This is a genomic window from Paenarthrobacter sp. PPS72 (assembly GCF_048537125.1).
GTDB classification, from domain to species: Bacteria; Actinomycetota; Actinomycetes; order Actinomycetales; family Micrococcaceae; genus Arthrobacter; species Arthrobacter nitroguajacolicus_E.
In genome coordinates, this window is the sequence record NZ_JBLYIE010000061.1 from 38485 (window position 1) to 63257 (window position 24773).

The following is a 24773-nucleotide window of genomic DNA, read 5'->3' on the forward strand; positions in this document are numbered from 1 at the left end:
TGGACCCGCCGTCGTCGTTTCCTGTGTGTTTCAGACACGCGCAGCGCGTCGGCGCAAGGACGTCAGGAGGAGGCCCGCCGCGCAGAGGATGACGCCGGCGATTCCGACAGCCGCAAAGCCGCCGGAAGGACCCACGGTGTCGATGAAGACCCCCGCCAGGGGCGCGCCGAGCGCAACCCCTGCAGTCAGCGCCGAACCGTACCAGCCCATTGCTTCACCCCGGCGTTCCTCGTCCACAAGGTCGGCCACCTTTTCAGACGAGGCAGACAGAACAGGGGCACACAGCAGGCCTGGCAGGAGCGACAGGAACGCGAGGGTCCAGGTGTCTTGGGCAAAGCCCATCGGAATGGTAAGCGCGGCCATGCCCAGCAACAGGAGCATGGGCGAAATGGTCCGTTTCATGGACCCATAGATCAGTCCGCCGACCACGGACGCTGCGCACCAGAAGAAGAACACGATGCCGATTTCATTCTCGTGCCCACCGCGTTCCAACAGTCCTACGATGCTGACATCGGATCCGCTAAGCACCATTCCTGATCCCGCAGCTACTGCGAAGAGTGCCGCCACTGAGACCGTGAACCAAGTGAAATTCCGGGCGACGCGGTTCCGCAGGGCCGCCGTACGCGACGTTGCGGAAGCCATTTCCGACGCCGCCTCCTGGACATGGGCAGGCGCTGAGGCCACCATGGCCGCCTCCGCGGCCGCGAGGTCAGCCGCGGCCCGGTCCGCGGACTCCTGGGGGGTGAAGACCACTTCGCTCCGAGTGGGCGGGTTGAACCACATAAGGAACAACCCGGCGACCGAGACGGAGATTCCCACCGCAGTGAGTCCGATCGCCGAGAAACCGCTGGTGGCAACGATGGCGCCGACAGCGGGGCCGATCATGAAGACAAGCTCGGTGGCGATGGAATCGAGCGCGAACGCCGAACGCCGCTGTTCGCCGTCGACCATCACGCCCAGTGACTGACGCACGACGCTGAAGATCGGCAGCGTGAAAAGCCCGCCGACGAAGACCAGCGGCAGCAACCACTCATACGAAACGTGCGGAACTATGGACCAGATGACGGTTTCGGAAACAACCGAAGGGATCAGGGCTTTCCTGAGGCCCACCATGTCCACCCGGCGACCACGCCATGGGGCACCCAGCGCAATGCCGATGGTCATAACGGCCGCTGCAGCGCCGGCGGCTGCATAGCCTTGGCCCAGCGTCAGCACTATGTGGAGGGTGAGGAGCACGCCGGCCGCCGAGTGTGGAATGCGGGCTATCATGCCAACTACCAGTAGGCGCCGGACAGGGCGGATGGACAGCATCTCTTTGTAGAGAGCGAAGTTCACTGGCTTAATCCTCTTTTCCCCAGGGCAGCCCCGGGGAACCGGCACTGCCATTAATGCCGCTCGGGCTCCTGTGCTGCGCGCTGCAGTCTTACTTCGATGGAATCAACACCCTCGGCGAAAGAATCCATCCTCGCCCATGCATCATTCAGTTGTGCAACGAGCGCCTGAACAGCCGCGGCGTCGAGTCCGTCTTCGAGAAAGAGCACCACCCGCAATTCAGGGCCCGCGCCGCCACCGGATACCTGACGACCATCGGCCGTCAGGGACGCAACACCGCCACCGGGGTGCGTCTCCAGGCGACGGACCGTCCGAAACGCCGAGACCGTTGAAGCGAGAGCAGCCTCCAGTTGATCATCAAGGTATGACGGCGTCCAGTCCTTCTGCTGGGCCAGGGCCCACATCGCCGGACGCCTCACAACAAACGCGAAGTCGGAGCCGGGGTCCATGACAAGCAGCTGCGCGCCCTCGGATACCGCAGAAAGTGCTGCGCGCGCAGCGTAGACGGCCACGGGGCGCGCCTCCGAATGCCACGCCTCCAGGGCAGCAGCGGAGGTAAACACGGGCATGGCCGTACGGCCATCGGGAGCCTTGAGTGTGACCAACGCCATATCGGCTTGCTTGTCGGCATGGAGGCCGTCGACGCCCTGCGCTTCTTCAGCCAACCGGGCAACAACCGGAACAAAAACCCGCGCCGTAGCCAGTGACGCCACAACGTCCGCCTCGCCGCCGGTACCGTTGATCAACGCCCCGAGGGCGGCTACATAGCCAGGATCTGCCGAGCCGTCGTCATCCTCGAAATTGTGGATCTTGGCATCGTCACCACTGAGGCTCCTACCGGACCAAGGCTGGCCGGCAGAGTCGGTCGCTCCCCCGGCGCCGGCCAATGCAGCCGCGATGTGGCCGGGAAGCTCCCGACTGACTTGGCCCTGATCACCATGCCGCTGTCCCGCGTCCTGCTGTGCTGGGTCGTGCTGTCCCGCGTCCTGCTGTGCTGGGTCGTGCTGTCCCGCGTCCTGCTGTGCTGGGTCGTGCTGTCCCGCGTCCTGCTGTCCTGGGTCGTGGGGCATCAGCGGCGCCCGGCTACGTCCAGCGCTTCGGGCAGCGTGAAGGCACCGGCGTAGAGAGCCTTGCCCACGATCGCACCTTCAATACCCAGCGGCACCAGTTCCCGGAGAACGCGGAGATCTTCCAGGCTTGAGATACCGCCCGAAGCCACAACAGGCTTGCCGGTCTTCTCCACCATCTGGCGAAGGAGTTCCACGTTGGGGCCCTGAAGAGTTCCGTCCTTGGTGACATCGGTGACCACGTAGCGGGCACAACCAGCGTCCTCAAGGCGCGCCAGAACTTCCCAAAGATCGCCGCCCTCCTTGGTCCAACCGCGTCCGGCGAGAGTGGTACCGCGGACGTCAAGGCCGACGGCGATCTTGTCACCAAAGCGGTCGATTGCCCTTCGCGTCCACTCGGGGTTCTCCAATGCTGCCGTTCCAAGATTCACGCGCGCTACGCCCAGTTCAAGCGCACGCTCCAAGGACTCGTCGTCCCGCAAGCCGCCGGAGAGTTCTACCTTGACGTTGAGCTGCGAAACCACATCTCTGATCAGCGCGGCGTTGTTTCCACGGCCAAAAGCGGCGTCGAGGTCCACCATATGCACCCATTCGGCACCGGCGTTCTGCCAGTTCAATGCTGCTTCCAGCGGTGTACCGTAGCTGGTTTCGGAGCCGGCTTCTCCCTGCAGGAGGCGGACTGCCTGGCCGTCAACAATGTCGACGGCGGGAAGGAGTTCCAGAACGGAGTGGGCGGTGGTGGTCATGTGTGTCCTTGGAGTTCAGAGGTGACGTGGTTGTTGAACGGTTGGTTCAGTTACCCAGCGTCAAGAGATAGGCAGCCAGCAGGGACATCCCGGCCAGCACATAGAAAGAAATGGAAACCCAGCGCGGTTTTTTCTGCTGGTGGAAGGAGATACCCCCACCGATCAGCAGGCCGGCGAGGGCCATCAGCAATACCGAACCCCACATCTAGGCGGTACCGTTTTCGGATGCTTCCGAAGCGGGCTTACGGAGGCTGTCCACCCAATTTCTCAGGAGCCGGGCGCCGGCATCGCCTGACTTCTCCGGGTGGAACTGCGTAGCGCAGAGCGGGCCGTTCTCCACAGCAGCAATGAAGCGTGCACCGTGCTCGGACCACGTGACCATGGGAGGAGCCATGCGGGGCTGGACGACGTCGAAGTTCCACTCCTGGACACCGTAGGAGTGCACAAAGTAGAAACGCTCCTCCTCAACGCCCGCGAAGAGCTTGGAGCCCTCCGGCACGTCCACGGTGTTCCAGCCCATGTGCGGCACAACGGGAGCAGGAAGGAGTTCAACCTTGCCCGGCCACTCGGCCATGCCTTCGGATTCGGTGCCATGTTCAACGCCGGCTTCGAAGAGGACCTGCAACCCTACGCAGATGGCCAGCACAGGACGGCCGCCGGCAACCCGGCGTCCGATCATGCGGATGGCATCAACGGACTTAAGTTCCTTCATCACTGTCTCGTAAGCGCCTACTCCAGGGACCACCAAGCCGTCGGCGTTGAGCACGTCCTCCGGCTTGGAGCTCAGCACCACGTGGGCGCCGGCGCGCTCGAGCGCGCGGACGGCTGACCGAACATTGCCCGATCCGTAGTCCAACACTGTAACGGTGGGCTTGCCTTCCGGGGACTCCGGCTTCACCGAGGCGCTGGCATCAACCACCGCACCATTCTTCAGGACCTGGCCGCTCATAGTGCACCCTTGGTTGACGGGATGCCTTCCACCCGGGGATCAGACTCAACAGCAGCACGCAATGCGCGTGCAAAGGCCTTGAACTGGGCTTCAACGATGTGGTGCGGATCCCGGCCGGCCAACACATTCATGTGAAGGCAGATTCCGGCATGCAGCGTGATGGCTTCAAAAACGTGGCGCGTCAATGATCCCGTGAAGTGTCCACCAATCAAGTGATACTCCTGCCCGGCCGGCTCACCACCGTGCACCAGGTACGGACGTCCGGAAACATCGACGACCGCGTGCGCCAAGGCCTCGTCCAAAGGAACCGTGGCTTCACCGAAGCGACGGATACCGGCCTTGTTGCCCAAGGCAGTGCGCAGGACCTCGCCGAAGGTGATGGCAACATCTTCCACAGTGTGGTGCGCGTCAATGTGGGTATCGCCAGTGGCCTTGACCGTCATGTCGATCAGGGAGTGCTTGCACAGGGCAGTCAGCATGTGGTCATAGAACGGGACCGAGGTGCTGATGTCCGAGACACCGGAACCGTCCAGGTTGATCTCCACCAGCACGGAGGACTCACTGGTGGTGCGCTCCATGCGCGCGGTGCGGGCAGCGGTCGGCGTGGCGCCGGTTTCGCTCATTGGGACGTCCTTATACGCGGAGGGGTGGTTTGGGTCTACAGACAAGTTTAGGCGCGCTGCGACGCCGCGCCGTCCAGCAGAGCTTCCAGGGCTTCAAGGAAGGCAGTGGTTTCCGACTCGGTTCCGGCAGTGACACGCAAGTGTCCGGGGATGCCCACATCGCGGATGAGCACTCCGGCATCGAGCAGGCCCTGCCAAATCTTGTGAGGATCCTCCAGCCCGCCAAAGAAGACGTAGTTGGAGTCGGACGCAGCAGGCTTCAAGTTCAGGCGCAGCAGCTCAGTAACGATGCGGTCCCGCTGGACCTTGATGTCCTCGACGTCGGCCATAAGGGCTTCGCGGTGACTGAGCGCAGCCAGGGCCGTTGCCTGCGTGACTGCGGAGAGGTGGTAGGGAAGGCGAACAAGCCGGATGGCGTCTGTAACTTCCGGCGCTGCCGCCATATAGCCGAGCCTGGCACCCGCCAGTGCGAACGCCTTGCTCATGGTGCGTGAGACGATCAAACGCTCGCGGCCCGGCAACAAGGTCAAGGCGCTTGGAGTGTTGTCGTGCGCGAACTCGTGGTAGGCCTCGTCCACGATCACGATGGCCTGGCTCGCTTCGCCTGCCTCGTAGACGGCCTCGACGACGTCCAGGCCCAACCCCGTACCCGTGGGGTTGTTGGGTGAACAGAGGAAGACGATGTTTGCTCCCGTTTCCCGGACCTGCGCAGCCGCCGATTCGGCGTCCAGCCCGTAATCGTCGGCACGCACTCCGCGGACATACTCGGTGTCCGTGCCACTGGCAAGCAGGGGGTACATGGAGTACGTGGGAGGGAAGCCGAGCGCCTTGCGACCCGGCCCACCGAATGCTTGGAGGATCTGCTGCAAAACCTCGTTGGATCCGTTGGCGGCCCAAATGTTGTCCGGAGAAAGTCCGTGGCCCAGGTACTCAGCCAAGGCTCCGCGAAGTTCAGTGAACTCGCGGTCCGGATAGCGGTTCAGTCCTGTGGCCGCAGCGGCGACGGCCTCGGTGATGGCGGCCTGGACATCCGCGGGCACGCCATGAGTGTTCTCATTGACGTTGAGCAGGATGGGGACATCAAGCTGCGGTGCGCCGTAGGGGCTCAGTCCACGCAGGTTGGTCCGGAGGGGAAGTCGGTCAAGTCGCTCAAGCTGGTCACTCACCAACTCAGTTTAACGGGCGGCCGGGACCGCCGACCAACTGTGACGCCCGGCCATGAGGGGTCCAACGCTTGAATGAGCTAATTGGCGGGGACGAACAGCTGCTGACCGGGCTGGATGCGGCCACCACGGAGGTCATTGAGCTGGATAATCTCAGCGATGACATCGCGGGGGTCCCGCTCGGGCGCGGCAGCACCGGCAATACCCCAGAGGGACTGGCCAGGCTGGACGGTAACCGTCACCGCGACGGGCGGCTGAAGCTGTGCTAACGAATCCGAGGCCTTTGCCGGCGAGTTGATGAAACCGGCGAGGCTGAGCAGTGCAGCCACCAACAGCATGGCCGGGATGCCGAAGAAGACAATCCGCCCCCGTCGGGTGAGGCGCAGGCGAACGGGTGCCTGGGTGGTGCGGAAATCAGCGAACGTGGTTGTTGCGGACATGAGCTGAGCCCTTCTGAGCTATTGCCAAGCTCCGGAATGCCCGGTGTTTGGCTGCCAATTCTTTGTGTTCCCCTGCCGTGAACCCGGATGTTCGAACGCGATGTTCGAACAATCGACCCCAGCAGCAGGTTTATAGAACACATATTCGAACCTTGCTATGACATTTTTAGCACTTATCAACGAACGGTGTCGAGACTCGCTAGAACAAATGTTTGATAAACGCCTGTGCCTGCCCTACGTTTGAGTGAAGAAACAGCACTGTTTCAGTGGAACAGGAGGGTCTGACATTTTTTGCAGACCCGACAACCCCGGACACGCTTCGGGCGGAATGGAAAGGCATTGGCGAACATGGCAGCGAAAGCCACAGGCGGCGGGGCACCCCTGCGGAGCCAACAGCCTCAAAAGAGTCCCAAGAGCCTGACTGTCCGGCAGAAAAAGATCCTGGAGACCATCCAGCGCTCTGTCAATGACAACGGTTACCCACCGAGCATGCGCGAAATCGGCGACACCGTCGGTCTGGCCAGTTTGTCGAGCGTCACCCATCAATTATCCCAACTTGAGAAGCTCGGCTACCTCCGCAGGGATCCGAAGCGTCCCCGTGCCATGGAAGTCCTGATGCCGTTGACCCTCGATGGCGGTCCTATTCCAGGCGTCGAGGCACCCACCACCCTTCGCAGCGCGGGCGGCCTTGCCGTCACGGAGCTGGCCAGTGCCAGCGATACGGCAATGGTTCCACTGGTGGGCCGCATTGCAGCCGGTGGCCCGATCCTGGCCGACCAGACGGTGGAAGACGTGCTTGCACTCCCCCGGCAACTTGTGGGGCACGGCGAACTGTTCATGTTGAAAGTTGCCGGCGATTCCATGATTGATGCTGCCATCTGTGACGGTGACTGGGTGGTGGTCCGCCGTCAGAACGACGCCATCAACGGCGACATCGTCGCCGCCCTGCTGGATGACGAAGCAACCGTCAAGACTTTCCGTCAGCGGGACGGCCATACGTGGCTGCTTCCGCAGAACACCCAGTACGAACCCATCTTGGGCGACCAAGCCACCATCATGGGCAAGGTAGTTTCAGTACTGCGCTCCCTCTAGGAGCCGACAGGCGCCCTACGGGGTTTTAGTCGACCCCAGACGCTCCAAAACGCCACGCACCACTGATCGATCCGTCGTCGCCCAGAACGGCGGCAGGGCGGCGCGCAGGAAGGCTCCGTAGCGTTCGGTCGAGAGCCGCGGATCAAGTACCGCTACTACTCCCTTGTCGCCCGTCGAGCGGATCAGGCGACCCGCACCCTGGGCAAGGCGAATGGCAGCATGAGTGGCTGATACGGCCATGAACCCGTTCCCACCTGATTGGGCTACTGCCCTGGACCGGGCAGTCATCAAGGGATCATCAGGTCGCGGGAAGGGGATGCGGTCAATAACCACCAAGCGGCATGAGCCGCCCGGGACGTCCACGCCCTGCCACAGTGACATGGTCCCAAAAAGGCAAGTGTCAGGCTCATCCGCGAATTGCTTCACGAGGGCCGCCATGGTGGATTCGCCTTGGCAGAGGATGTCCACGTCCAGCCGGAGCCGCATGGCATCGGCAGCTTCCTCGGCCGCGCGGCGCGAGGAGAACAGGCAAAGGGCTCCCCCGGCGGAGGCACGGATGAGGTCTTCCAACTCGTCGAGCGCTTCAGGCGAAGTGCCACGACCGGGTTTGGGCAGATGCTTCGCCACATACAAGACACCCTGTTTGGGGTAGTCGAAGGGCGAACCCACATCAATTCCCGTCCAGCCAGGGGCGCCCTCGCCAATCAGGCCGAGGCCACCTGCTGCCGGTTCGAAGGCTGAGCCGATGGCCAGCGTTGCCGAGGTCAGCACCACCGTGTGGCCGGCAAAGAGTCCCTCGCGGAGCCGTCCCGCTACGCTGAGCGGCGCGATGTTGATCAAAGCCGGAGCAGTCTCGTCCGGCTGAGAATAGCCCTGCTGGGGATCGAATGTACTGTTCCTCGAGAACCAGAGGACTTCGCGGTTCTCCTTGGCGGCCAGCATTCGCTCACACAATTCCAGGATGAGCAGGAGCCGTGAACGCGCGAGCTGCCGTCCGCCGTCGACTGCGCTTGATGAATCCGTCTTCGAGTCCGAGAGCGCAGCACGCGTGGCGTCCCGTAACTGGTCCAGGCAATCAAGTTGTTCGTCGTTGAGACCGTTGGGCAACAGCCCGTTGGGCACTCCGGCAATGGCCATGTCCAAGCGGTCCGCAGCAACGTTAAGGGCGTCCACCGTGATGGCCGTGTGTTTGCGGGCACTCGACGCCGCTGCGTGGACCATGGCCACCGACAACTGGCCTGTAACGGCGCCGGTCACGCGGTCTTGAAGCTCGTGGGCCTCGTCAACCACCACGACGTCGTACTCTGGCAGGACAGCCAGGCCCTCAAAGGCGCTGACGGCCAGCATGGCGTGGTTGGTGACCACGACGTCGGCCTCGCCGGCCCTGGAGCGCGCCAGCTCGCTGAAACACTCTTCTGCCATGGGGCATTTCTGCGCGCCCAAGCACTCCATGGAGGTTACGGATACCTGCCGCCAAGCCCGGTCGGTGACGCCGGGCATCAGTTCATCGCGGTCGCCGGTAGCGGTTTTCTCCGCCCATTCCCGAAGACGGACGACCTCCTTACCCAGCTGGGATTGCGGCCCGCCCATGGAAGCAGCAAAGTGCGGCACACTGGTGTCCTCGCCCAGGGAGAACAACTGCCCTTCGGAGGGCTCTTCGCTGGGGAACCCGCCATCGAGCTTCTGCAGGCAGACATAGTTCGCCCTGCCCTTGACCAGCGCCACGTTAACCGGACGCTCGAGGGCGGGGTTGATGGTCTCCAGGAGCCGGGGAAGGTCCCGGCCAACGATCTGGGTCTGGAGCGCCAAGGTGGCGGTGGACACCAAAGTCGGTTTGTCGCTGTCCATGGAATGAGCGATCAACGGAATCAGGTAAGCCAAGGACTTACCTGTTCCCGTGCCCGCCTGGACCAGCAGATGCTCCCCGGTCTCAATGGCGCGGGTGACATGCTTCGCCATCTCGTGCTGGCCGGCACGGCTTTGTCCGCCCATGCCGGCAACAGCCCGATCCAACAATTCAAGGGTGGCTTTCTCCACTACCGACTCGACGGCGTCCGCCGCCACCTTCTCAACCATTGCTGACGAATGACTCCAGTTCGGCGGCCAGGCCTTCGCGGACCATGACAACCACGCGTGTCCCGTTTTCCTCATGTTCAATGCTGAGGATCTCCGAGTCGGAACTGTGCAACTTGTTGATCATTTCCCCACGGTCGTAAGGAATGAGCAGTTCGAGGCGCACGCCGGGCCGGGGAATGGACCGGCTGATGTCTTCGAGCAATTCCGCGATGCCCTCACCTGTGCGGGTGGACACCACAGCATGGCGGGATTCTTTTTGCTTAAGCCGCTCCACCACGAAGGGATCCGCGACATCAACCTTGTTGAGGACGATGATCTCAGGAACCTTGCGGGCGTCCACTTCAGTGAAAACGGCCCTGACTGCCGCAATCTGCCCCTCAGGATCGGGGTGCGATGCATCCACGACATGGAGGATCAGGTCCGCATCCGCAACTTCCTCCAGCGTGGACCGGAAGGCCTCAATGAGCTGGGTTGGAAGTGAACGAACGAAGCCAACAGTATCTGCCAGGGTATAGCCGATTCCGTCCGGCGTTTGCGCCTTACGGACCGTGGGATCCAAGGTGGCGAACAGGGCGTTCTCCACCAGGACACCAGCGTCGGTGAGGCGGTTGAGAAGAGACGACTTACCGGCGTTCGTGTATCCGGCGATGGCAACGGACGGAACAGCGTTACGACGGCGGTTGGCACGCTTGGTCTCGCGCGCAGGCTTCATTGCGGCGATTTCGCGACGCAGCTTGGCCATGCGGGTGCGGATACGACGCCGATCGAGTTCGATCTTGGTTTCACCAGGGCCACGAGAGCCCATTCCGGCGCCCGCTCCACCCACCTGGCCGCCGGCCTGGCGGGACATGGAGTCACCCCAACCACGGAGTCTCGGCAGCAGGTATTCGAGCTGCGCGAGCTCCACCTGAGCCTTTCCTTCGCGGCTCTTGGCGTGCTGCGCAAAGATGTCCAGGATCAACGTTGTGCGGTCAACCACCTTCACCTTCACGATGTCCTCAAGGCCGCGTCGCTGCGAGGGCGCAAGCTCAGTGTCCACCACCACGGTGTCTGCGCCCGTGGCGGCGACGATGTCCTTGAGTTCCTGGGCTTTACCGGAACCAAGGAAAGTCCCGGGGTCGGGCTTCTGCCGACGCTGAACCAAACCGTCCAACACCTCGGATCCGGCTGTCTCGGCAAGTGCCGCCAATTCCCGGAGGGAATTCTCAGCATCAGCAAGAGTCCCCTCGGTCCACAGGCCGGCCAGGACAACGCGCTCGAGGCGCAACTGCCGGTACTCGACCTCCGTGACGTCCTCAAGTTCGGTGGACAGTCCCGCGGTACGGCGAAGGGCGCGGCGTTCGGCCAGATCTTCCTGGTCGCCATCGTAGATGCTGTGTTCCTGGTCCAGCGTGGAAATCGCCTGCGCTTTGCCGAACACACCGTTGGCATCGTTGTCGTCGGATGCCTGCGCAGGTACATCCTTGGAAAGAATCCGGTCGATGACGGCCTGGATTTGTTCAGGACTCATGTCCTGGGCGTCGGAATCGGATCCGGAGTGCTTCTGGGTGGTCATGGTCTCCTTAGACTGTTCGGCTATTCCAGAATAGTGCTGTTTGGTGCTCGATGGGGCGCTCTTCGCGCTCGGCTGACGGGCATCGGCCAAAAGGGGCCTCCTGTGTGCTGGCAGCCGGTGCCTTTCGGAGGCGGGGCTGCTGTTTGGCGTGGTTGACTCCGCGGGGAGGGTCCCATGGCCTGCGTGAGGATGCTTTGCCTCCTGTACGGGTGGGCCAATTGGGATATGGCGGTCCACTGCGATGACAGGTGAGGCGGTATCTTCGGAGCGTCCGGCTCCGGAATGAGGAGTTACGGACTAAGCCAGGGGGACCTGCCGGGCGGAAAGGCCGGGCTTGGCTGTTTGGCCGAGCGGACCTGCATCGCGGGCGGTACCGTACGACGCCTGATGACCCAGGCGTGTTTCGGCTGATTACTCGAAGATCAAGAACATGCGTTCCACTTTAGCAGCCGCTGTCAAACCCACTGTGGAACGAGGCAGTTTCCCAAGCCGACGATAGCCAACTAATCTGGCAAATTATGGAGTCTGCACACTATTTCACCGCCCAACCGGCCGGACCGTTCACGCGCAAGCCACTAACAGTGGAGCTCGCAGGAGCCACGCGCCAGCTGCAGACCTCGTCCGGCATCTTCAGTCCCGACGGAGTGGACAAGGGCACGGCGGTACTTTTTTCCGAGGTTCCGCCGCCGTCGCCGACTGGCCATCTGCTGGATATTGGCTGCGGGTGGGGTCCGATCGCCCTCACCCTGGGTCTAATGGCTCCGCAGGCGCAGGTCCATGCCGTGGACGTCAACGAGCGTTGCATCGCGCTGACCAACGAGAACGCGGCCGCACTCGGCCTCAACAACGTCACCGCCAGCCTCCCGCACGAGGTGGATCCCGCCGTCGAGTTCGACACCATCTGGTCCAACCCGCCCATCCGCATCGGCAAGGACGAACTTCACTCGCTGCTGCTGACGTGGCTGCCTCGGCTGGCGCCGGGCGGCAACGCTTGGCTGGTAGTGCAGAAGAACCTGGGCTCCGACTCTTTACAGAGGTGGCTCGCAGCAGAGTTGGACAGCTCCTACACGGTCTCCCGTGAAAGCACGTCCAAAACGTTCAGGATCATCCGTGTCAGGAAAGCGTCCCGGTAGCTACTATGACGGCCGGGCCACTGAGTTCCACATGCTCGCGGCCCCCTGCGCCGGGGAAGAACTTCACACCCACCACGCCACCCGGTACTTTGACATGCCAGTCGTTGGGGGCGGTGTCTCCCGCCCAGTGACGAATCGCGACGGCGGCAGCGCACGCACCAGTGCCACAGGACTGTGTCTCCCCCACGCCACGCTCGTGCACGCGCATGGTGATGGTTCCTATGCCGTCTTCCACCAGGGGCTCGGCCGGCACAACAAACTCAACGTTCGTTCCATTCGCGGGCCTGGGATCCACCACGGGGGCTTTGAACAGCTGTGTGGCTGAAAGCTCACTGAGTTCGGCAAGGGCGACTACCGTGTGCGGATTGCCCATGCTGACCGACAGGCCGGGCCTTGCCACTTCAAGTCCGTCGGCGCTGACCAGTGCGTCCATGGCTTTGCTGGTGGCTTCCTCAGGGAAAATGAACTCCCAGGGGCCCATATCCACGGCGTACCCGTTGACCGTGCGCACAACCTTCTTGACGCCGCCTCGAGTGCCGATGGTGAGGGTTTGGCCGGGCCCCAGGTCCACCAAGCCCTCTGCGATGAGGAAATGCACGAAGACCCTGACGCCGTTGCCGCACATCTCGGAGAGCGAACCATCGCCGTTGCGGTAGTCCATGAACCACTCCGCTGCCGCGTCCTGCTCCAATGCGGCACGCCCTTCCGGAAGAAACCGGGAGGGGACAGCCCGGATGAGGCCATCGCCACCAATGCCCACATGGCGATCACACAACTGCGCCACCTGCTCGGCGGTGATCTCATGGGCGTCACCCGGATCAGCGATCAAGATAAAGTCATTGCCCGTTCCATGACCTTTGGAGAACTCCAAGCCAGCGAGGCTGGAAGGGGTTACTGAAGTGCCGGCAGTTGAGGGCTGCGGGGCGGGAACTGCGGCGGTTTCATCCATGGATCTAGGCTACCTGCCGCGCCTCTTTGGCCAGAAATTGCAATGGTTACGTCGCAGCCGCTCCGACTGCTTTGGTTACAAGTTCCGGGTCCTGCCAGTCAAGCCACGTGATTCGCGGATCCGCCCGGAACCACGTCAGCTGGCGCCGGGCGAACTGCCTGGTGGCCACGATGGTTTCCTCTACGGCCGCATCCTCCGTCAACTTCCCGTCCAAAACCTTCAGGAATTGCGCATAGCCCAAAGCGCGTGAGGCGGTCTTGCCACTTCGCAACCCGACGGCGTCGAGCCGTTCGACTTCCTGTTGGAGCCCTGCTTCCACCATCCGATGCACCCTCAGTGCGAGGCGTTCCCTCAGTTGCTCCCGATCCACCCCAAGGCCGATTTGGAGGGCAGGCTGGAAATACTCGCGCTGCGGCATGAATGAGCTGAAAGGACGGCCGGTGAGACCGTAGACCTCCAGAGCACGGACCACCCGCCGGGCGTCACCAAGACGGGCGGCTGAAACGGGATCGACTTCCTCCAAGCGGGCCCGCAACGAAGCGAGCCCTTTGCTTTTGCACTCTTCTTCCAGCTGCTGACGGAGGTTCGGATTGGTCCCCGGGAATTCCAACACATCCAAGGCAGCGCGCACATACAGGCCCGACCCGCCCACAAGGATGGCCCGCTTTCCGCGGGAGTGGATGTCATTGATGACTGCGCGGCAGTCCTTTTGGAAGTCCGCCACGCTGGCTTCCTCCGTGACATCCAAGGTGTCCAGCAAATGGTGTGGAACACCCTTGCGCTCTTCCTCGGTGATCTTGGCAGTCCCGACATCCATGCCGCGGTAAAACTGCAAGGCATCGGCGTTGACAACCTCGCCGTTCAAAGCCAGAGCCAGTTGGACACCCAAATCCGACTTTCCCGAACCCGTGGGTCCTACAACGGCAATGACGGGCTGAGGACGTTCCTCGCTGGGGAACGACATATGATCCGTGTCCCGGCTCTAGGCGCGACGAATCGGCAGCGACGGCATGCCCAAAGACACACCGGTTTTGCCGGACGCCGACGCTGCTGCAGGGATGCCACAGGAATCAGCTTGTGAACGATCCCAGGCGTCACCTGCACGGGAGCGGCGCAAAAAGTAGTCCTCTGAAGTTGCCGGATCAGCCACGAGGTGGAAGGCAGCGGCCTCGGTAATGGTTACCGTGACGAAGTCGCCCGGCCGCGGGCTTTCAGCACCGGCCGGCACGGAGAAGTGCACCAGCCTTTGGTCCTTGGATCGCCCTGACAGGCGGTGTGTTTCGCCGGCTTTCCTGCCAGACTGCGCTGTCACCAGGACTTCCACTTTCCTTCCCACCTGCTTGGCGTTCTCTTCCGCGGCAATACGGTCCTGCAGTGCAGTGAGTCGTTCGTAGCGCTCCTGCACCACGGCCTTGGGAAGTTGCTCCGGAAGCTCTGCAGCCGGTGTGCCGGGCCGCTTGGAGTACTGGAACGTAAAGGCTGACGCGAACCGCGACTTCTCCACTACATCCAAAGTCGCTTGAAAATCATCCTCGGTTTCACCCGGGAAGCCGACAATGATGTCCGTAGTGATGGCCGCATGTGGAATGCGATCGCGCACTTTGTCCAGGATGCCCAGGAATTTGCTGGAACGGTAGGAACGGCGCATGTCTTTGAGCACCTTGTCCGAACCGGACTGCAGCGGCATGTGCAACTGAGGCATGGCGTTGTGTGTCTCGGCCATGGCATCTATGACATCGTCGGTAAACGCAGCAGGGTGCGGGCTGGTGAAACGAACACGTTCCAGACCTTCGATTTCACCGCAAGCACGCAGAAGTTTGGAGAAAGCCTGGCGGTCGCCGAATTCCACGCCGTACGAATTCACGTTCTGGCCAAGCAAAGTGACTTCCACAGCCCCGTCATCCACGAGAGCTTGGATTTCCGCCAGAATCTCACCGGGGCGCCGATCTTTCTCCTTGCCACGGAGCGAGGGCACGATGCAGAACGTGCAGGTGTTGTTGCAGCCCACGGAGATTGAAACCCACCCTGCATACACGGAGTCGCGTTTGGTGGGAAGCGTTGACGGAAACACATCCAAGGATTCGAGAATCTCGAGTTGTGCCTCATTGTTGTGCCGTGCACGGTTCAGCAGGGCCGGGAGCGCACCCACATTGTGCGTTCCGAAAACGGCGTCAACCCACGGCGCCTTCTTCACGATGGTTTCCCGGTCCTTTTGGGCCAGGCAACCACCAACGGCAATCTGCATTCCAGGGTTTGCCTCTTTGACCTGCCGCAACTGGCCAAGGTTTCCATAGAGTTTGTTGTCCGCGCTCTCCCGGACAGCACACGTGTTGAAGACCACGACGTCGGCCACTTCGCCTTCAGCAGGCACGTAACCAGCTTCTTCAAGGAGTCCCGCCATGCGTTCTGAATCATGGACGTTCATCTGGCAGCCAAAAGTCCGAACCTGATAAGTCTTGGGCTCAGCGGCAGTCCCTGGCTCAGCAGCAGTCATGGACGCGGCAGAAGGGATGATGGCGGCTGTTGGGGAGGGAATGGTCAAACTCACTACTCAAGGGTACCGGCTTCTGCAAGCACCTCACCGACGATCCTGAACGCCATGGAGGGCGCGTACCCCTTGCGTGCCAACATGGATGCAAGTCGGCGGGTGTACTTGTCCCTCTCGGCCCGATCCGACAAGTCCACGCCGGGCCGCAGCTTGCGCTGAACGAGCTCCCGGGCAGCCGATTCCTCGTCTTGGTCGCTGAGCTGCGACAGGGCTTCTTCTGCAGCCTCCAGCTCGATGCCTTTGTCCGCCAGTTCACGACGAATCGCACCCTTGGCAAGCTTCTTGCTTTGCGAGCGGCTTCGGACCCACATCCTGGCGAACTCAGCATCATCGATCAGCTGAACTTCCTCGAAGCGATCCAAAACTGCCTCGGCCACGTGCTCGGGAACATTCCGTTCAGCGAGTTTCCGAGACAACTGCAGCCGGCTCCGCGGCGCCATCGTCAACTGCCTTAGGACGATGGCACGCGCCACGGATTCCGGATCAGGTTCGGGATCGGCCGCGACGGAAGAATCCGGATCCGGCCCTCTCCTAGCCGTCAACGGCCTTCAGCTTCGGAGAATCTTCTTCAGCCTTCACAACGCCCACGCCAAGCTTTTCCTTGATCAAGCGCTCCAATTCCTGGGCGAGCTCAGGATTGTCACGCAGGAATCGACGTGAATTCTCCATGCCCTGGCCTAGCTGATCGCCGTCGTACGTAAACCACGAGCCGGACTTCTTGATGATGCCGTGCTCGACACCCATGTCAATAATGCCGCCCTCGCGGGAGATGCCCTGGCCGTAGATGATGTCGAACTCGGCGATCTTGAAGGGCGGCGCCATCTTGTTTTTGACGATCTTGGCCTTGGTGCGGTTACCAACGGAGTCCGCACCTTCCTTCAGGGTCTGGATACGACGTACGTCAATTCGCACCGAGGCGTAGAATTTCAGGGCCTTGCCACCGGTGGTGGTTTCGGGGGATCCGAAGAACACACCGATCTTCTCGCGCAACTGGTTGATGAAGATCGCGGTGGTCTTGGTCTGGCTCAAGCGGCCTGTGATCTTACGCAGGGCCTGGCTCATGAGTCGAGCCTGAAGGCCAACGTGGGAGTCGCCCATTTCGCCTTCGATTTCGGCGCGGGGCACCAAGGCCGCAACGGAGTCGATGACCACGATATCCAGCGAGCCGGAGCCCACCAGCATGTCCATAATCTCCAGCGCCTGCTCACCGGTGTCCGGCTGGGAGACCAAGAGTGCATCCGTGTCCACGCCAAGCTTGGCGGCGTAGTCCGGGTCAAGTGCATGCTCGGCGTCAATGAACGCTGCGATGCCACCGGCACGCTGCGCGTTGGCGACGGCGTGAAGTGCCACGGTGGTCTTACCCGAGGATTCCGGACCGTAGATTTCCACCACGCGGCCTCGGGGCAGGCCTCCAATGCCAAGGGCGACATCCAGTGCAATGGAGCCGGTGGGGATGACCTCAATCGGGGCGCGGGTGTCATCACCCAGGCGCATGATGGAGCCTTTGCCGAACTGCTTATCGATCTGGGCAAGCGCTGCTTCGAGCGCCTTCTCACGATCCGGGGTTGCCGCCATGGTTCACACCTCTGATGCTTTCTCGCTGTGGAGTGGCCCGAAGGGCCGCTTTCCTGTCATGTCAGACGCTATTACGGTGCTCTGACATTTTTAGTAGCCGACATTGGCTATGTGGATAACCCGGGCTGCCGGAAGCTCTGGAATGGGTCCTTCGAGAACAATTTTCCTCTCACAGGAGCATATCCCCATCCGAACAGATATTCGAACAACACCCCGGCGTGTCCCACCCAAGGGGCCGTCCAGAACGTGTTGGAGCTCAGCTGGAAGCGGGTTTGATGTCCCGGCCAAGCCTTCGCTCGGGCGGAACATCCTGGACCTCGCACACCGCTAACCACACTTCGCGGGGTTGATAACCGGAGGCCAAAGCCTCAACGGCAGTCCTCCCACCCACGCCGGCGAGTACCAGGGAGTTGGCCAGGACCCGGGAGTAGCCTGCCCCGAATTCGTCGTCCATCAATCGCCAAAAGTCACTTGCCCTCACGGATAGAGTCTCTCATGGCGCCGGACTCTAGAATGGTTGCCATGAGCAATCCTCTCCAGAGCACGCCGCGTCCGGCCGTGCCAGGCGACGCCGTGGACGACGCCCTCCAGCAGGTGGAACACCAGCTGAGCCTGCTCTGGCGCCGCGCCCGTTCCATCTCCCATCAGTTGTCGCGCCAAGTCCACCCGGACATGGAACCTGCCGCTTATGGGCTCCTGACGGTTATCCGCAGGGAAGGGCCCATCCGGCTCACTGACCTCGCCACCTGCATTGGAGTAGGCAAGCCTTCCGTGAGCCGCCAGATCGCCTTCCTGGAAAGCGTAGGCCTTGTTTACAAGGAGGCGGATCCCCAGGACGGCAGGGCCCAGTCCATCCGCTTGACGGACAAGGGCGAAGAAAAAATGCACCAGGTTCAAGATGCCCGCAGGCAGGTATTCCGGGAACGGCTCGGCGAATGGCCACTGGAGGACGTCCAGACGCTGGCTGACTACATGGGCCGCCTCAATGCCATCTACGGCGACGGCGTACTCAACGTGAAGGAACCAGGAGCCGACGTCGAGGACAGGCCCGCCGGCGCCTGAGCAGCAGCCGCCCACGGCCAACATCCCGCGAGTTCGACGAAAAAGGTCCCCAGCCTGAGGCTGGGGACCTTTTCCACGGTTCTGTTGGAACGGTTACCGGGCTCCGGACAGCATTCCTTGCGGGAAGTCGCCCGTGAGGTCCAGATCACGACCGTAACGCTGGGAGAATTCCTGCGGAACGGTGTCCGGAACTGCGACACCTTCTGCGACGGCCACACGATCGCTGACTTCGCGAAGCATGTGGGACAACGGAACATCCAGGGCTGTGCAGATAGAAGACAGGAGCTCGGAAGAAGCCTCCTTTTGGCCGCGTTCAACTTCACTCAAGTAACCGAGTGACACGCGGGCGCTGTGCGAAACCTCGCGGAGGGTCCGGCCCTGACGCTGGCGGACATCGCGCAGTACATCACCGATCTCGTGGCGTAGTACAACCATTTTGCGCTCCTTCTGCTCGCTCTGTGTCTGATCAGCCAAGCCCACATCCTTCCAGCGGACAACGCCGTTTACGGATACGGGCTGCTTTACCATCTGTATCGCCTTGCTCCCTCATTCATCCGGTTCGCTGGCTGGCGGACCGGGTTGGTTTTTACATCCTAGGCGCCCCGGCTCTTCCGAAGCGACACAATGACACAACTATTGGCAATCAGTTTTTGTTCCCGACTACTTTACGAACGGTAACCAACCTCACTAAGCGCAGCAAGCAGGCGGGCCAATGCTGCCTCGCAAGCCTGCTGCCTGATGGAATGCCTGTCCCCCGAAAATTGGTATTCAAACGACTCGGTTCCGAATTTGCCGGCAATTCCGATGAACACGTTGCCCACTGCCTTGCCGTCATGCGGCTCGGGTCCGGCCACCCCTGTGGTGGAAACACCAAGATCGGCACCACAGACCCGCCTGGCGCCGTCGGCCATTGCCTCGGCCACCTGCCCGTCAACGGAACCGACGTCCGCCAGCAACTCCTGCGAAACACCCAGGACACCGGCCTTGACGGAGTTCTGGTAGGCAGTCACGCCACCCTGCAACATCCCGGAAGCTCCCGGCGTGTTGGCCAGCGCTGCCGCAACCATCCCCGCGGTGAGTGACTCAGCCGTAGCCACGGTGAGCTTGTTCCCAATAGCGACAGCAACTGCCGCCGTCGCCGTTTGCGCGGCGGCCGATGCGCCGTCATTGAGCGTCATGCGCGTCGCCCGGCCGCGCGCAGTTTCAGCGCTTGGATGACATATTCGACTCCGGTCCACATGGTGATGGCAAGGGCCGCCATCATGACCCAGAAGGCGACGTCGCCCAGCCAAGGGGCGATCGCCTTCAGCGGAAGGATGTAGAGAAAAATGGCCACCGTTTGGACAACTGTCTTCAGCTTGCCGCCGCGGGAAGCCGGCATGACGCCGTACCGGATAACGACGAACCGAAGGGCGGTAATCCCCCACTCGCGAACGAGAATGAGGATGGTGACCCACCACGCCAGCTCTCCCAGGATGGACAGGAGCACCAGGGCAGAGCCGATCAGCAACTTGTCCGCGATGGGATCGGCGATCTTACCGAAGTTGGTGATCAGGCCCCTTGCCCGTGCGATGTCGCCGTCGAGCTTGTCGGTATAGATGGCGACCGCGAAGGCGACAACAGCCGCCCAGCGCCAGATGCCGTACTCGTTGTCGTCAGCCACCAGGAACCATACGAAAAATGGAACCAGGACGATGCGGAGCATCGTAAGGATGTTGGGCAGGTTCCAGACGTCGGAGCTGCTGGAAGTCGCGTTATCACCCTCGGCTGTAGTCACCCCACTAGGCTACCTTCTTTGGGGCTACCTTCCCGTGAGCGACCAAGCGTCCTCGCCGCCCTCTTCGTCGTCATTCGGGCCGTCAGCGCCGTCATAGTATTCGATGGCCTGCGTCCGGTTGTCCAGGTCCGCCTGGACAAGGTCTTCGGCATAGCCTCCGACGGCGATGTTCGAGTTAGCGTTATCGCTCAAGGCCGCTGTGTGCGCGTCGGGCGCTGCGGGTGATTCCTGTCCCTTCATCGCGGCAAGCACCGCGGCGAGGTCGTCGGGCTTGACCAGAACATCGCGCGCCTTGGAACCCTCCGAAGGACCCACAACGCCGCGGGACTCGAGAAGGTCCATGAGGCGGCCGGCCTTGGCAAAGCCCACACGAAGCTTCCGCTGGAGCATGGACGTTGAACCGAACTGCGTGGTGACCACAAGCTCTGTTGCCTGGAGCAGGACCTCGAGGTCGTCTCCAATGTCGTCGTCGATCTGCTTCTTGGGCGCCTCGGCAGCGACGTCGTCACGGTAGACAGCCTGCAGCTGGCCCTTGACGTGCTCCACAACCTTATGGATCTCGGATTCGGTAACCCAGGCACCTTGGACACGCATGGCCTTGGAAGCACCCATCGGAAGGAACAGGGCGTCACCTTGCCCAATGAGCTTTTCAGCGCCAGGCTGGTCCAGCACAACACGGGAGTCCGTCACGGAGGACGTGGCAAATGCCATGCGGGATGGAACGTTCGCCTTGATCAGGCCTGTCACGACATCCACGGACGGGCGCTGCGTGGCCAGTACCAAGTGGATGCCGGCTGCACGTGCGAGCTGGGTGATGCGGACAATCGAGTCTTCAACGTCGCGCGGGGCCACCATCATGAGGTCGGCGAGCTCGTCAACGATCACCAGCAGGTACGGGTAGGGCTTGATGACGCGCTTGGAATCCACCGGCGGCACAACCTTGCCTGCCCTGACCGCTTTGTTGAAGTCGTCGATGTGCTTATAGCCGTAGTTTGCGAGGTCGTCATAGCGGGCGTCCATCTCCCGGACCACCCATTGCAAGGCCTCAGCGGCCTTCTTGGGATTGGTGATGATGGGAGTGATGAGGTGCGGAACGCCTTCGTAAGCCGTAAGTTCCACACGTTTGGGGTCCACCATGACCATGCGCACTTCGTCCGGGGTGGCGCGCATGAGGATGGAGGTGATCATGGAATTCACGAAGCTCGACTTACCGGCACCGGTAGCACCGGCGACGAGCAAGTGAGGCATCTTGGCGAGGTTGGCCACGACGTAGCCGCCCTCGACGTCCTTGCCGACGCCCATGACCATCGGGTGGTCGGTCCGGCGTGCGTTCTGGCTACGCAGTACATCGCCCAGTGACACGGTCTCGCGGTCAGTGTTGGGAATCTCGATGCCGATGGCGGACTTGCCCGGAATCGGGCTCAGGATGCGAACATCGCTCGATGCCACGGCGTAAGAGATGTTCTTGGACAGAGCGGTGACTCGCTCCACCTTGGTGCCCGGCGACAGCTCGATCTCGTAGCGCGTCACGGTAGGACCGCGGCTAAAGCCCGTTACGGCCGCCTCTACATTGAACTGCGTGAGAGTGTCCGTCAGTGCAGCGACGACGGCGTCATTTGCTTCCGTGCGCTCCTTGGGGATGGAGCCCGGCGTCAGGTAGTCCGATGCGGGCAGTGTGTAGGTAACGTCGCCCGCCAGGGACAGTTGCTCGGTGCGCTGCGGGATCGGAGTCTGCGGGAGGGGTGCCCCTGCCGGCTTAGCGGGAACCTGGGCAACGGGCGCTGCAGGTGCGGTCATCTCCGGAGTGAGAATCGGAATGGCCTCGGTGGGGTTCTCGATCCCCGGGTTTGCGCCCAGGCCTTGGGCGGCCTTGATCTTCCCGACTGCGATTTCTGCCTGGGTTGGACGACGAACGCCCGGCGGTACGCGCGGTGCGGACGCATCCGGAGCTTCGTCGTCGTCGACTATTGCGTGCTCGAAGGCTTCGTCCCCGACGTAGCCCTCCAGGGTGGTGTCAGTTTCCTCGTCCTTGCCGAAGAAACGCATGCGCTTCTTCTTCTTGGGCTTGGCGGCAGCGTCATTTTCATAAAGATAGCTGCGGTCGTGGGCGTCCTTGCCGGACTCGTCCATGAGGTCGACGCCCATAAGGTGCTCATAAGCGCCCCTGATCCGGGCTGGAATGGCACCAAACGGCGTTGCCGTGACGATCAGCACCGACACAAACGCCAACAGCCCATAGAGGACAACGGGAACGGCCACATGGATGGCAGCCAAAGGAGCGGCGGCAAGGAATCCCAGCATTCCGCCCGCCTTGCGCAAGCCGTCGAAGCCATCCGCCACGGTGGGCAGGCCGCCGATGACATGGGCCAGGCCCGAACCGGCCAGGGTCATGATCATGAAGCCGATGCCCACGCGGTTGTTTCCACGGCCGTCCTGTGGCTTTCGGAAGAGGCGGAAAGCACAGACGAACAGCATGAAGGGCAGGATCAGGGACATCCATCCGAACGTCCCGTTGACCACGCTGTACACCATGTCCGGGAGCCACCCGGTCAGGCCCCACCAGGCGAAGGTGGCGATTGCGATTCCCAACACCAGATTGAACAGGGCTGCGCCGTCCCGGCGCTCATCGGGGTGGAGATCGCTGACATCGTAGCCGATTCGCCGTACGCCGGCACCGACCACATGTCCGATCCCCTGCCAGAAGCCTGAGAGCATGCGCAGCGGCAGCGGAGCTTGGGGCTCGACGGCGGCCGCTTGCTTGGTGCGGGCAGTGCTGCCCCGCCCGCTTTTGCTCGCCGCTGCGCTGCTTTTGGATGCAGCGCCGCTGGTTTTGGATGCGGCTGTGCTCCGGCCTGTGCCGCCGGATTTACTGCTGGAGCTGCCTCGTGGCGTGGAGGTAGTACGGGTCGCCATAAGTGCCACGCTACCCCAAGGGGGCCTGAAATCCGCGGATTTCAGGCCCCCTTGGGCATTCATGTTGCTGTCCGGTTACGCTTCCAGGACTACCGGGATGATCATGGGGCGGCGACGGAGCTTGCGGTTGACCCACGTCCCGATGATCCTTCGGACCACTTGCTGCAGCTGGTGGTTGGTGTGATCTGTGTGGTTAAGCACAGCCTCTTCAAGCGCGGCGTTGATTTTCGGAATGATCTCGTCAAAGACGGAGTCGTCCTCTGCCACGCCGCGGGCGTGGATTTCCGGTCCGGACACGATCTTGCCGGTGGTGCGGCTGATGACCGTGATGACGGAAATGAACCCCTCATCCCCCAGCACTCGACGATCCTTGAGGTCGGCGTCGGTAATTTCGCCCACGCTGGAACCGTCTACGTAGACAAAGCCGACCTCTACCTGGCCGACTACATTCGCCTTATGGTCCTTGAGGTCGATGACTGTGCCGTTGTCGCTGAGGATGATGCCCTCGGATGGAACGCCGGATTCCAGCGCAATGTTGCCGTTGGCGATCAGGTGGCGGGTTTCACCGTGGACCGGCATCGCGTTGAGGGGCTCGAGGATGTTGTAGCAATAGAGCAACTCTCCGGCGGCTGCGTGCCCGGATACGTGGACCTTTGCAGTGCCCTTGTGAATCACATCGGCACCGAGTTTGAGGAGGCCGTTGATGATGCGGAAGACGGCATTCTCATTGCCCGGGATAAGGCTGGAGGCGAGGATGACCGTATCCCCCTTGCCAACGATGACGCGGTGGTCGCCATTGGCCATACGGGAGAGCGCAGCCATCGGCTCGCCCTGCGAGCCTGTGGACATGAGGACCACGCGGTCGTCCGGCATATTGTCGATGTTCTTGATATCCACAAGAATGCCGTCGGGGACGTCAAGGTAGCCGAGCTTGGCTGCGATGGCCATGTTGCGGACCATGGAACGGCCCACGAAGGCCACCTTGCGGCCATGCTTGGCTGCTGCGTCCAGAACCTGCTGGACACGGTGCACGTGGGACGAGAACGAAGCTACGATGATGCGCTTCCGGGCCTGTCCGAACAACCGGTCCAAAGTGGGGCCGATTTCCTTCTCCGCAGTGGTGAAGCCTGGTACGTCCGCGTTGGTGGAGTCTGCCATGAAGAGATCAACGCCCTCTTCACCCAGGCGGGCGAAGTGTCGAAGATCGGTGATCCGGCCATCCAGCGGCAACTGGTCCATCTTGAAGTCGCCGGTGTGAAGGACATTTCCACCCTCCGTACGGATGAAAACTGCCAAGGCATCCGGAATGGAGTGATTGACGGCCACGAATTCGCACTCGAACGGCCCGAACTGCTCCACCTGCCCCTCGGTGACAGTCAGCGTGTACGGCTTGATCCGGTGTTCCTGGAGCTTGGCTTCCACCAGGGCAAGGGTCAGCTGGGACCCGATCAGCGGGATATCGGCCTTGAGGCGCAGAAGGTAGGGAACTGCACCGATGTGGTCCTCGTGTCCGTGGGTCAGCACGACGCCTACGATGTCCTGCAGGCGGTCCTCAATGTAGGAGAAATCAGGCAGGATCAAGTCGACGCCGGGCTGGGTCTCCTCGGGAAAGAGCACGCCGCAGTCAACCACCAGCAGCTTGCCGTCGATTTCGAAGACCGCCATGTTGCGGCCAATCTCTCCCAGTCCACCGAGCGGGACAATCCGCAGCGTGCCTTTGGGCAGTTTAGGCGGAGTAACCAGTCCGGGAAGGGCGGTTTGGGTCATGTTTTG

The 24773-nt window shown here is 62.0% G+C and carries 24 protein-coding genes; 3 read left to right on the forward strand and 21 right to left on the reverse strand.

What is annotated here, in order from left to right:
• Positions 1–30 precede the first annotated feature (30 nt).
• From ACLRGI_RS20700 to ACLRGI_RS20735, 8 genes are all read right to left on the reverse strand, one after another.
• Positions 31–1335, reverse strand: coding sequence for an MFS transporter (locus ACLRGI_RS20700; RefSeq protein WP_419203340.1), 1305 nt, complete (start codon positions 1333–1335; stop codon positions 31–33).
• A gap of 50 nt (positions 1336–1385) precedes the next feature.
• Positions 1386–2402: an SseB family protein gene (locus ACLRGI_RS20705; protein ID WP_419203341.1), complete on the reverse strand. Its 1017-nt coding sequence runs from the start codon at positions 2400–2402 to the stop codon at positions 1386–1388.
• Positions 2402–3145 carry a bifunctional 1-(5-phosphoribosyl)-5-((5-phosphoribosylamino)methylideneamino)imidazole-4-carboxamide isomerase/phosphoribosylanthranilate isomerase PriA gene (priA, locus tag ACLRGI_RS20710; RefSeq protein WP_419203342.1) on the reverse strand — a complete coding sequence of 248 codons (744 nt, stop codon included), beginning with the start codon at positions 3143–3145 and terminating at the stop codon, positions 2402–2404. The genes ACLRGI_RS20705 and priA overlap by 1 nt, the downstream gene beginning before the upstream one ends.
• A gap of 46 nt (positions 3146–3191) precedes the next feature.
• Entirely contained in the window at positions 3192–3350 is a 159-nt protein-coding gene (locus ACLRGI_RS20715) for a CG2302 family histidine operon protein (RefSeq protein WP_503409105.1), read from the reverse strand.
• Positions 3351–4094 carry an imidazole glycerol phosphate synthase subunit HisH gene (gene hisH, locus ACLRGI_RS20720; RefSeq protein WP_419203343.1) on the reverse strand — a complete coding sequence of 248 codons (744 nt, stop codon included), beginning with the start codon at positions 4092–4094 and terminating at the stop codon, positions 3351–3353. It abuts the gene before it with no gap.
• A complete protein-coding gene (hisB, locus tag ACLRGI_RS20725; RefSeq protein WP_024820376.1) occupies positions 4091–4717 on the reverse strand; it encodes an imidazoleglycerol-phosphate dehydratase HisB in 627 nt (208 codons plus the stop codon). The genes hisH and hisB overlap by 4 nt, the downstream gene beginning before the upstream one ends.
• A 47-nt stretch (positions 4718–4764) precedes the next feature.
• The gene (locus tag ACLRGI_RS20730) at positions 4765–5883 is read right to left on the reverse strand and encodes a histidinol-phosphate transaminase (protein WP_419203344.1); all 1119 of its coding nucleotides are present in this window, start codon (positions 5881–5883) and stop codon (positions 4765–4767) included.
• Positions 5884–5960: 77 nt separating this feature from the next.
• On the reverse strand, positions 5961–6320 hold the full coding sequence (locus ACLRGI_RS20735) for a LysM peptidoglycan-binding domain-containing protein (RefSeq protein ID WP_419203345.1): 360 nt from the start codon (positions 6318–6320) through the stop codon (positions 5961–5963).
• A gap of 348 nt (positions 6321–6668) precedes the next feature.
• On the opposite strand from ACLRGI_RS20735, the gene lexA reads away from it, so the two are divergent.
• A complete protein-coding gene (gene lexA / locus ACLRGI_RS20740; protein WP_141283908.1) occupies positions 6669–7412 on the forward strand; it encodes a transcriptional repressor LexA in 744 nt (247 codons plus the stop codon).
• A gap of 15 nt (positions 7413–7427) precedes the next feature.
• On the opposite strand, the gene ACLRGI_RS20745 is transcribed toward lexA, so the two are convergent.
• Complete coding sequence (locus tag ACLRGI_RS20745; RefSeq protein WP_419203346.1) at positions 7428–9488, reverse strand: ATP-dependent DNA helicase; 2061 nt, start codon at positions 9486–9488, stop codon at positions 7428–7430.
• Positions 9481–11043 carry a GTPase HflX gene (hflX, locus tag ACLRGI_RS20750; RefSeq protein WP_419203347.1) on the reverse strand — a complete coding sequence of 521 codons (1563 nt, stop codon included), beginning with the start codon at positions 11041–11043 and terminating at the stop codon, positions 9481–9483. Before hflX ends, ACLRGI_RS20745 begins: the two co-directional genes overlap by 8 nt.
• A gap of 518 nt (positions 11044–11561) precedes the next feature.
• Here hflX and ACLRGI_RS20755 point away from each other — a divergent pair.
• Positions 11562–12176 carry a class I SAM-dependent methyltransferase gene (locus tag ACLRGI_RS20755; protein WP_419203348.1) on the forward strand — a complete coding sequence of 205 codons (615 nt, stop codon included), beginning with the start codon at positions 11562–11564 and terminating at the stop codon, positions 12174–12176.
• Here the strand turns inward: ACLRGI_RS20755 and dapF are convergent.
• The 6 genes from dapF to ACLRGI_RS20785 all read right to left on the reverse strand — a co-directional run bounded on the left by dapF (position 12157) and on the right by ACLRGI_RS20785 (position 17729).
• Positions 12157–13125, reverse strand: a complete 969-nt coding sequence (gene dapF, locus ACLRGI_RS20760) for a diaminopimelate epimerase (RefSeq protein ID WP_419203349.1) — start codon at positions 13123–13125, stop codon at positions 12157–12159. The genes ACLRGI_RS20755 and dapF overlap by 20 nt on opposite strands.
• A 46-nt stretch (positions 13126–13171) precedes the next feature.
• Positions 13172–14089, reverse strand: coding sequence for a tRNA (adenosine(37)-N6)-dimethylallyltransferase MiaA (gene miaA / locus ACLRGI_RS20765; protein ID WP_419203350.1), 918 nt, complete (start codon positions 14087–14089; stop codon positions 13172–13174).
• Between the two features lie 18 nt (positions 14090–14107).
• Entirely contained in the window at positions 14108–15619 is a 1512-nt protein-coding gene (gene miaB, locus ACLRGI_RS20770; protein WP_419203415.1) for a tRNA (N6-isopentenyl adenosine(37)-C2)-methylthiotransferase MiaB, read from the reverse strand.
• Between the two features lie 53 nt (positions 15620–15672).
• Positions 15673–16215 (reverse strand): regulatory protein RecX, encoded by a 543-nt coding sequence (locus ACLRGI_RS20775; protein ID WP_419203351.1) that lies wholly within the window; start codon positions 16213–16215, stop codon positions 15673–15675.
• A complete protein-coding gene (gene recA / locus ACLRGI_RS20780) occupies positions 16205–17248 on the reverse strand; it encodes a recombinase RecA (protein ID WP_017198006.1) in 1044 nt (347 codons plus the stop codon). The genes ACLRGI_RS20775 and recA overlap by 11 nt, the downstream gene beginning before the upstream one ends.
• 256 nt (positions 17249–17504) lie before the next feature.
• Positions 17505–17729: a DUF3046 domain-containing protein gene (locus tag ACLRGI_RS20785; RefSeq protein WP_419203352.1), complete on the reverse strand. Its 225-nt coding sequence runs from the start codon at positions 17727–17729 to the stop codon at positions 17505–17507.
• Between the two features lie 41 nt (positions 17730–17770).
• Here ACLRGI_RS20785 and ACLRGI_RS20790 point away from each other — a divergent pair, with 41 nt between their 5' ends.
• Positions 17771–18310, forward strand: a complete 540-nt coding sequence (locus ACLRGI_RS20790; protein ID WP_419203353.1) for a MarR family winged helix-turn-helix transcriptional regulator — start codon at positions 17771–17773, stop codon at positions 18308–18310.
• Between the two features lie 93 nt (positions 18311–18403).
• On the opposite strand, the gene ACLRGI_RS20795 is transcribed toward ACLRGI_RS20790, so the two are convergent.
• The 5 genes from ACLRGI_RS20795 to ACLRGI_RS20815 all read right to left on the reverse strand — a co-directional run bounded on the left by ACLRGI_RS20795 (position 18404) and on the right by ACLRGI_RS20815 (position 24767).
• Positions 18404–18838: a helix-turn-helix domain-containing protein gene (locus ACLRGI_RS20795; RefSeq protein ID WP_419203354.1), complete on the reverse strand. Its 435-nt coding sequence runs from the start codon at positions 18836–18838 to the stop codon at positions 18404–18406.
• Between the two features lie 137 nt (positions 18839–18975).
• A complete protein-coding gene (locus ACLRGI_RS20800; protein WP_419203355.1) occupies positions 18976–19488 on the reverse strand; it encodes a CinA family protein in 513 nt (170 codons plus the stop codon).
• Positions 19485–20087 (reverse strand): CDP-diacylglycerol--glycerol-3-phosphate 3-phosphatidyltransferase, encoded by a 603-nt coding sequence (pgsA, locus tag ACLRGI_RS20805; protein ID WP_419203356.1) that lies wholly within the window; start codon positions 20085–20087, stop codon positions 19485–19487. The genes ACLRGI_RS20800 and pgsA overlap by 4 nt, the downstream gene beginning before the upstream one ends.
• A 24-nt stretch (positions 20088–20111) precedes the next feature.
• Positions 20112–23000 (reverse strand): FtsK/SpoIIIE family DNA translocase, encoded by a 2889-nt coding sequence (locus ACLRGI_RS20810; protein ID WP_419203357.1) that lies wholly within the window; start codon positions 22998–23000, stop codon positions 20112–20114.
• A gap of 75 nt (positions 23001–23075) precedes the next feature.
• Entirely contained in the window at positions 23076–24767 is a 1692-nt protein-coding gene (locus tag ACLRGI_RS20815; protein WP_419203358.1) for a ribonuclease J, read from the reverse strand.
• Between the last annotated feature and the right edge of the window lie 6 nt (positions 24768–24773).

Excerpts from the sequence above, each read along its gene's own strand:
- ACLRGI_RS20795 (WP_419203354.1), bottom strand. The coding sequence starts at position 18,838 with ATGGTAAAGCAGCCCGTATCCGTAAACGGCGTTGTCCGCTGGAAGGAT.
- priA (WP_419203342.1), bottom strand. The coding sequence starts at position 3,145 with ATGACCACCACCGCCCACTCCGTTCTGGAACTCCTTCCCGCCGTCGAC.
- ACLRGI_RS20735 (WP_419203345.1), bottom strand. The coding sequence starts at position 6,320 with ATGTCCGCAACAACCACGTTCGCTGATTTCCGCACCACCCAGGCACCC.
- ACLRGI_RS20745 (WP_419203346.1), bottom strand. The coding sequence starts at position 9,488 with ATGGTTGAGAAGGTGGCGGCGGACGCCGTCGAGTCGGTAGTGGAGAAA.
- dapF (WP_419203349.1), bottom strand. The coding sequence starts at position 13,125 with ATGGATGAAACCGCCGCAGTTCCCGCCCCGCAGCCCTCAACTGCCGGC.
- ACLRGI_RS20815 (WP_419203358.1), bottom strand. The coding sequence starts at position 24,767 with ATGACCCAAACCGCCCTTCCCGGACTGGTTACTCCGCCTAAACTGCCC.
- lexA (WP_141283908.1), top strand. The coding sequence starts at position 6,669 with ATGGCAGCGAAAGCCACAGGCGGCGGGGCACCCCTGCGGAGCCAACAG.
- ACLRGI_RS20705 (WP_419203341.1), bottom strand. The coding sequence starts at position 2,402 with ATGCCCCACGACCCAGGACAGCAGGACGCGGGACAGCACGACCCAGCA.
- ACLRGI_RS20790 (WP_419203353.1), top strand. The coding sequence starts at position 17,771 with ATGAGCAATCCTCTCCAGAGCACGCCGCGTCCGGCCGTGCCAGGCGAC.
- miaA (WP_419203350.1), bottom strand. The coding sequence starts at position 14,089 with ATGTCGTTCCCCAGCGAGGAACGTCCTCAGCCCGTCATTGCCGTTGTA.
- ACLRGI_RS20810 (WP_419203357.1), bottom strand. The coding sequence starts at position 23,000 with ATGGCGACCCGTACTACCTCCACGCCACGAGGCAGCTCCAGCAGTAAA.
- hflX (WP_419203347.1), bottom strand. The coding sequence starts at position 11,043 with ATGACCACCCAGAAGCACTCCGGATCCGATTCCGACGCCCAGGACATG.
- ACLRGI_RS20755 (WP_419203348.1), top strand. The coding sequence starts at position 11,562 with ATGGAGTCTGCACACTATTTCACCGCCCAACCGGCCGGACCGTTCACG.
- miaB (WP_419203415.1), bottom strand. The coding sequence starts at position 15,619 with ATGACTGCTGCTGAGCCAGGGACTGCCGCTGAGCCCAAGACTTATCAG.
- ACLRGI_RS20800 (WP_419203355.1), bottom strand. The coding sequence starts at position 19,488 with ATGACGCTCAATGACGGCGCATCGGCCGCCGCGCAAACGGCGACGGCG.
- hisB (WP_024820376.1), bottom strand. The coding sequence starts at position 4,717 with ATGAGCGAAACCGGCGCCACGCCGACCGCTGCCCGCACCGCGCGCATG.
- recA (WP_017198006.1), bottom strand. The coding sequence starts at position 17,248 with ATGGCGGCAACCCCGGATCGTGAGAAGGCGCTCGAAGCAGCGCTTGCC.
- ACLRGI_RS20715 (WP_503409105.1), bottom strand. The coding sequence starts at position 3,350 with ATGTGGGGTTCGGTATTGCTGATGGCCCTCGCCGGCCTGCTGATCGGT.
- hisH (WP_419203343.1), bottom strand. The coding sequence starts at position 4,094 with ATGAGCGGCCAGGTCCTGAAGAATGGTGCGGTGGTTGATGCCAGCGCC.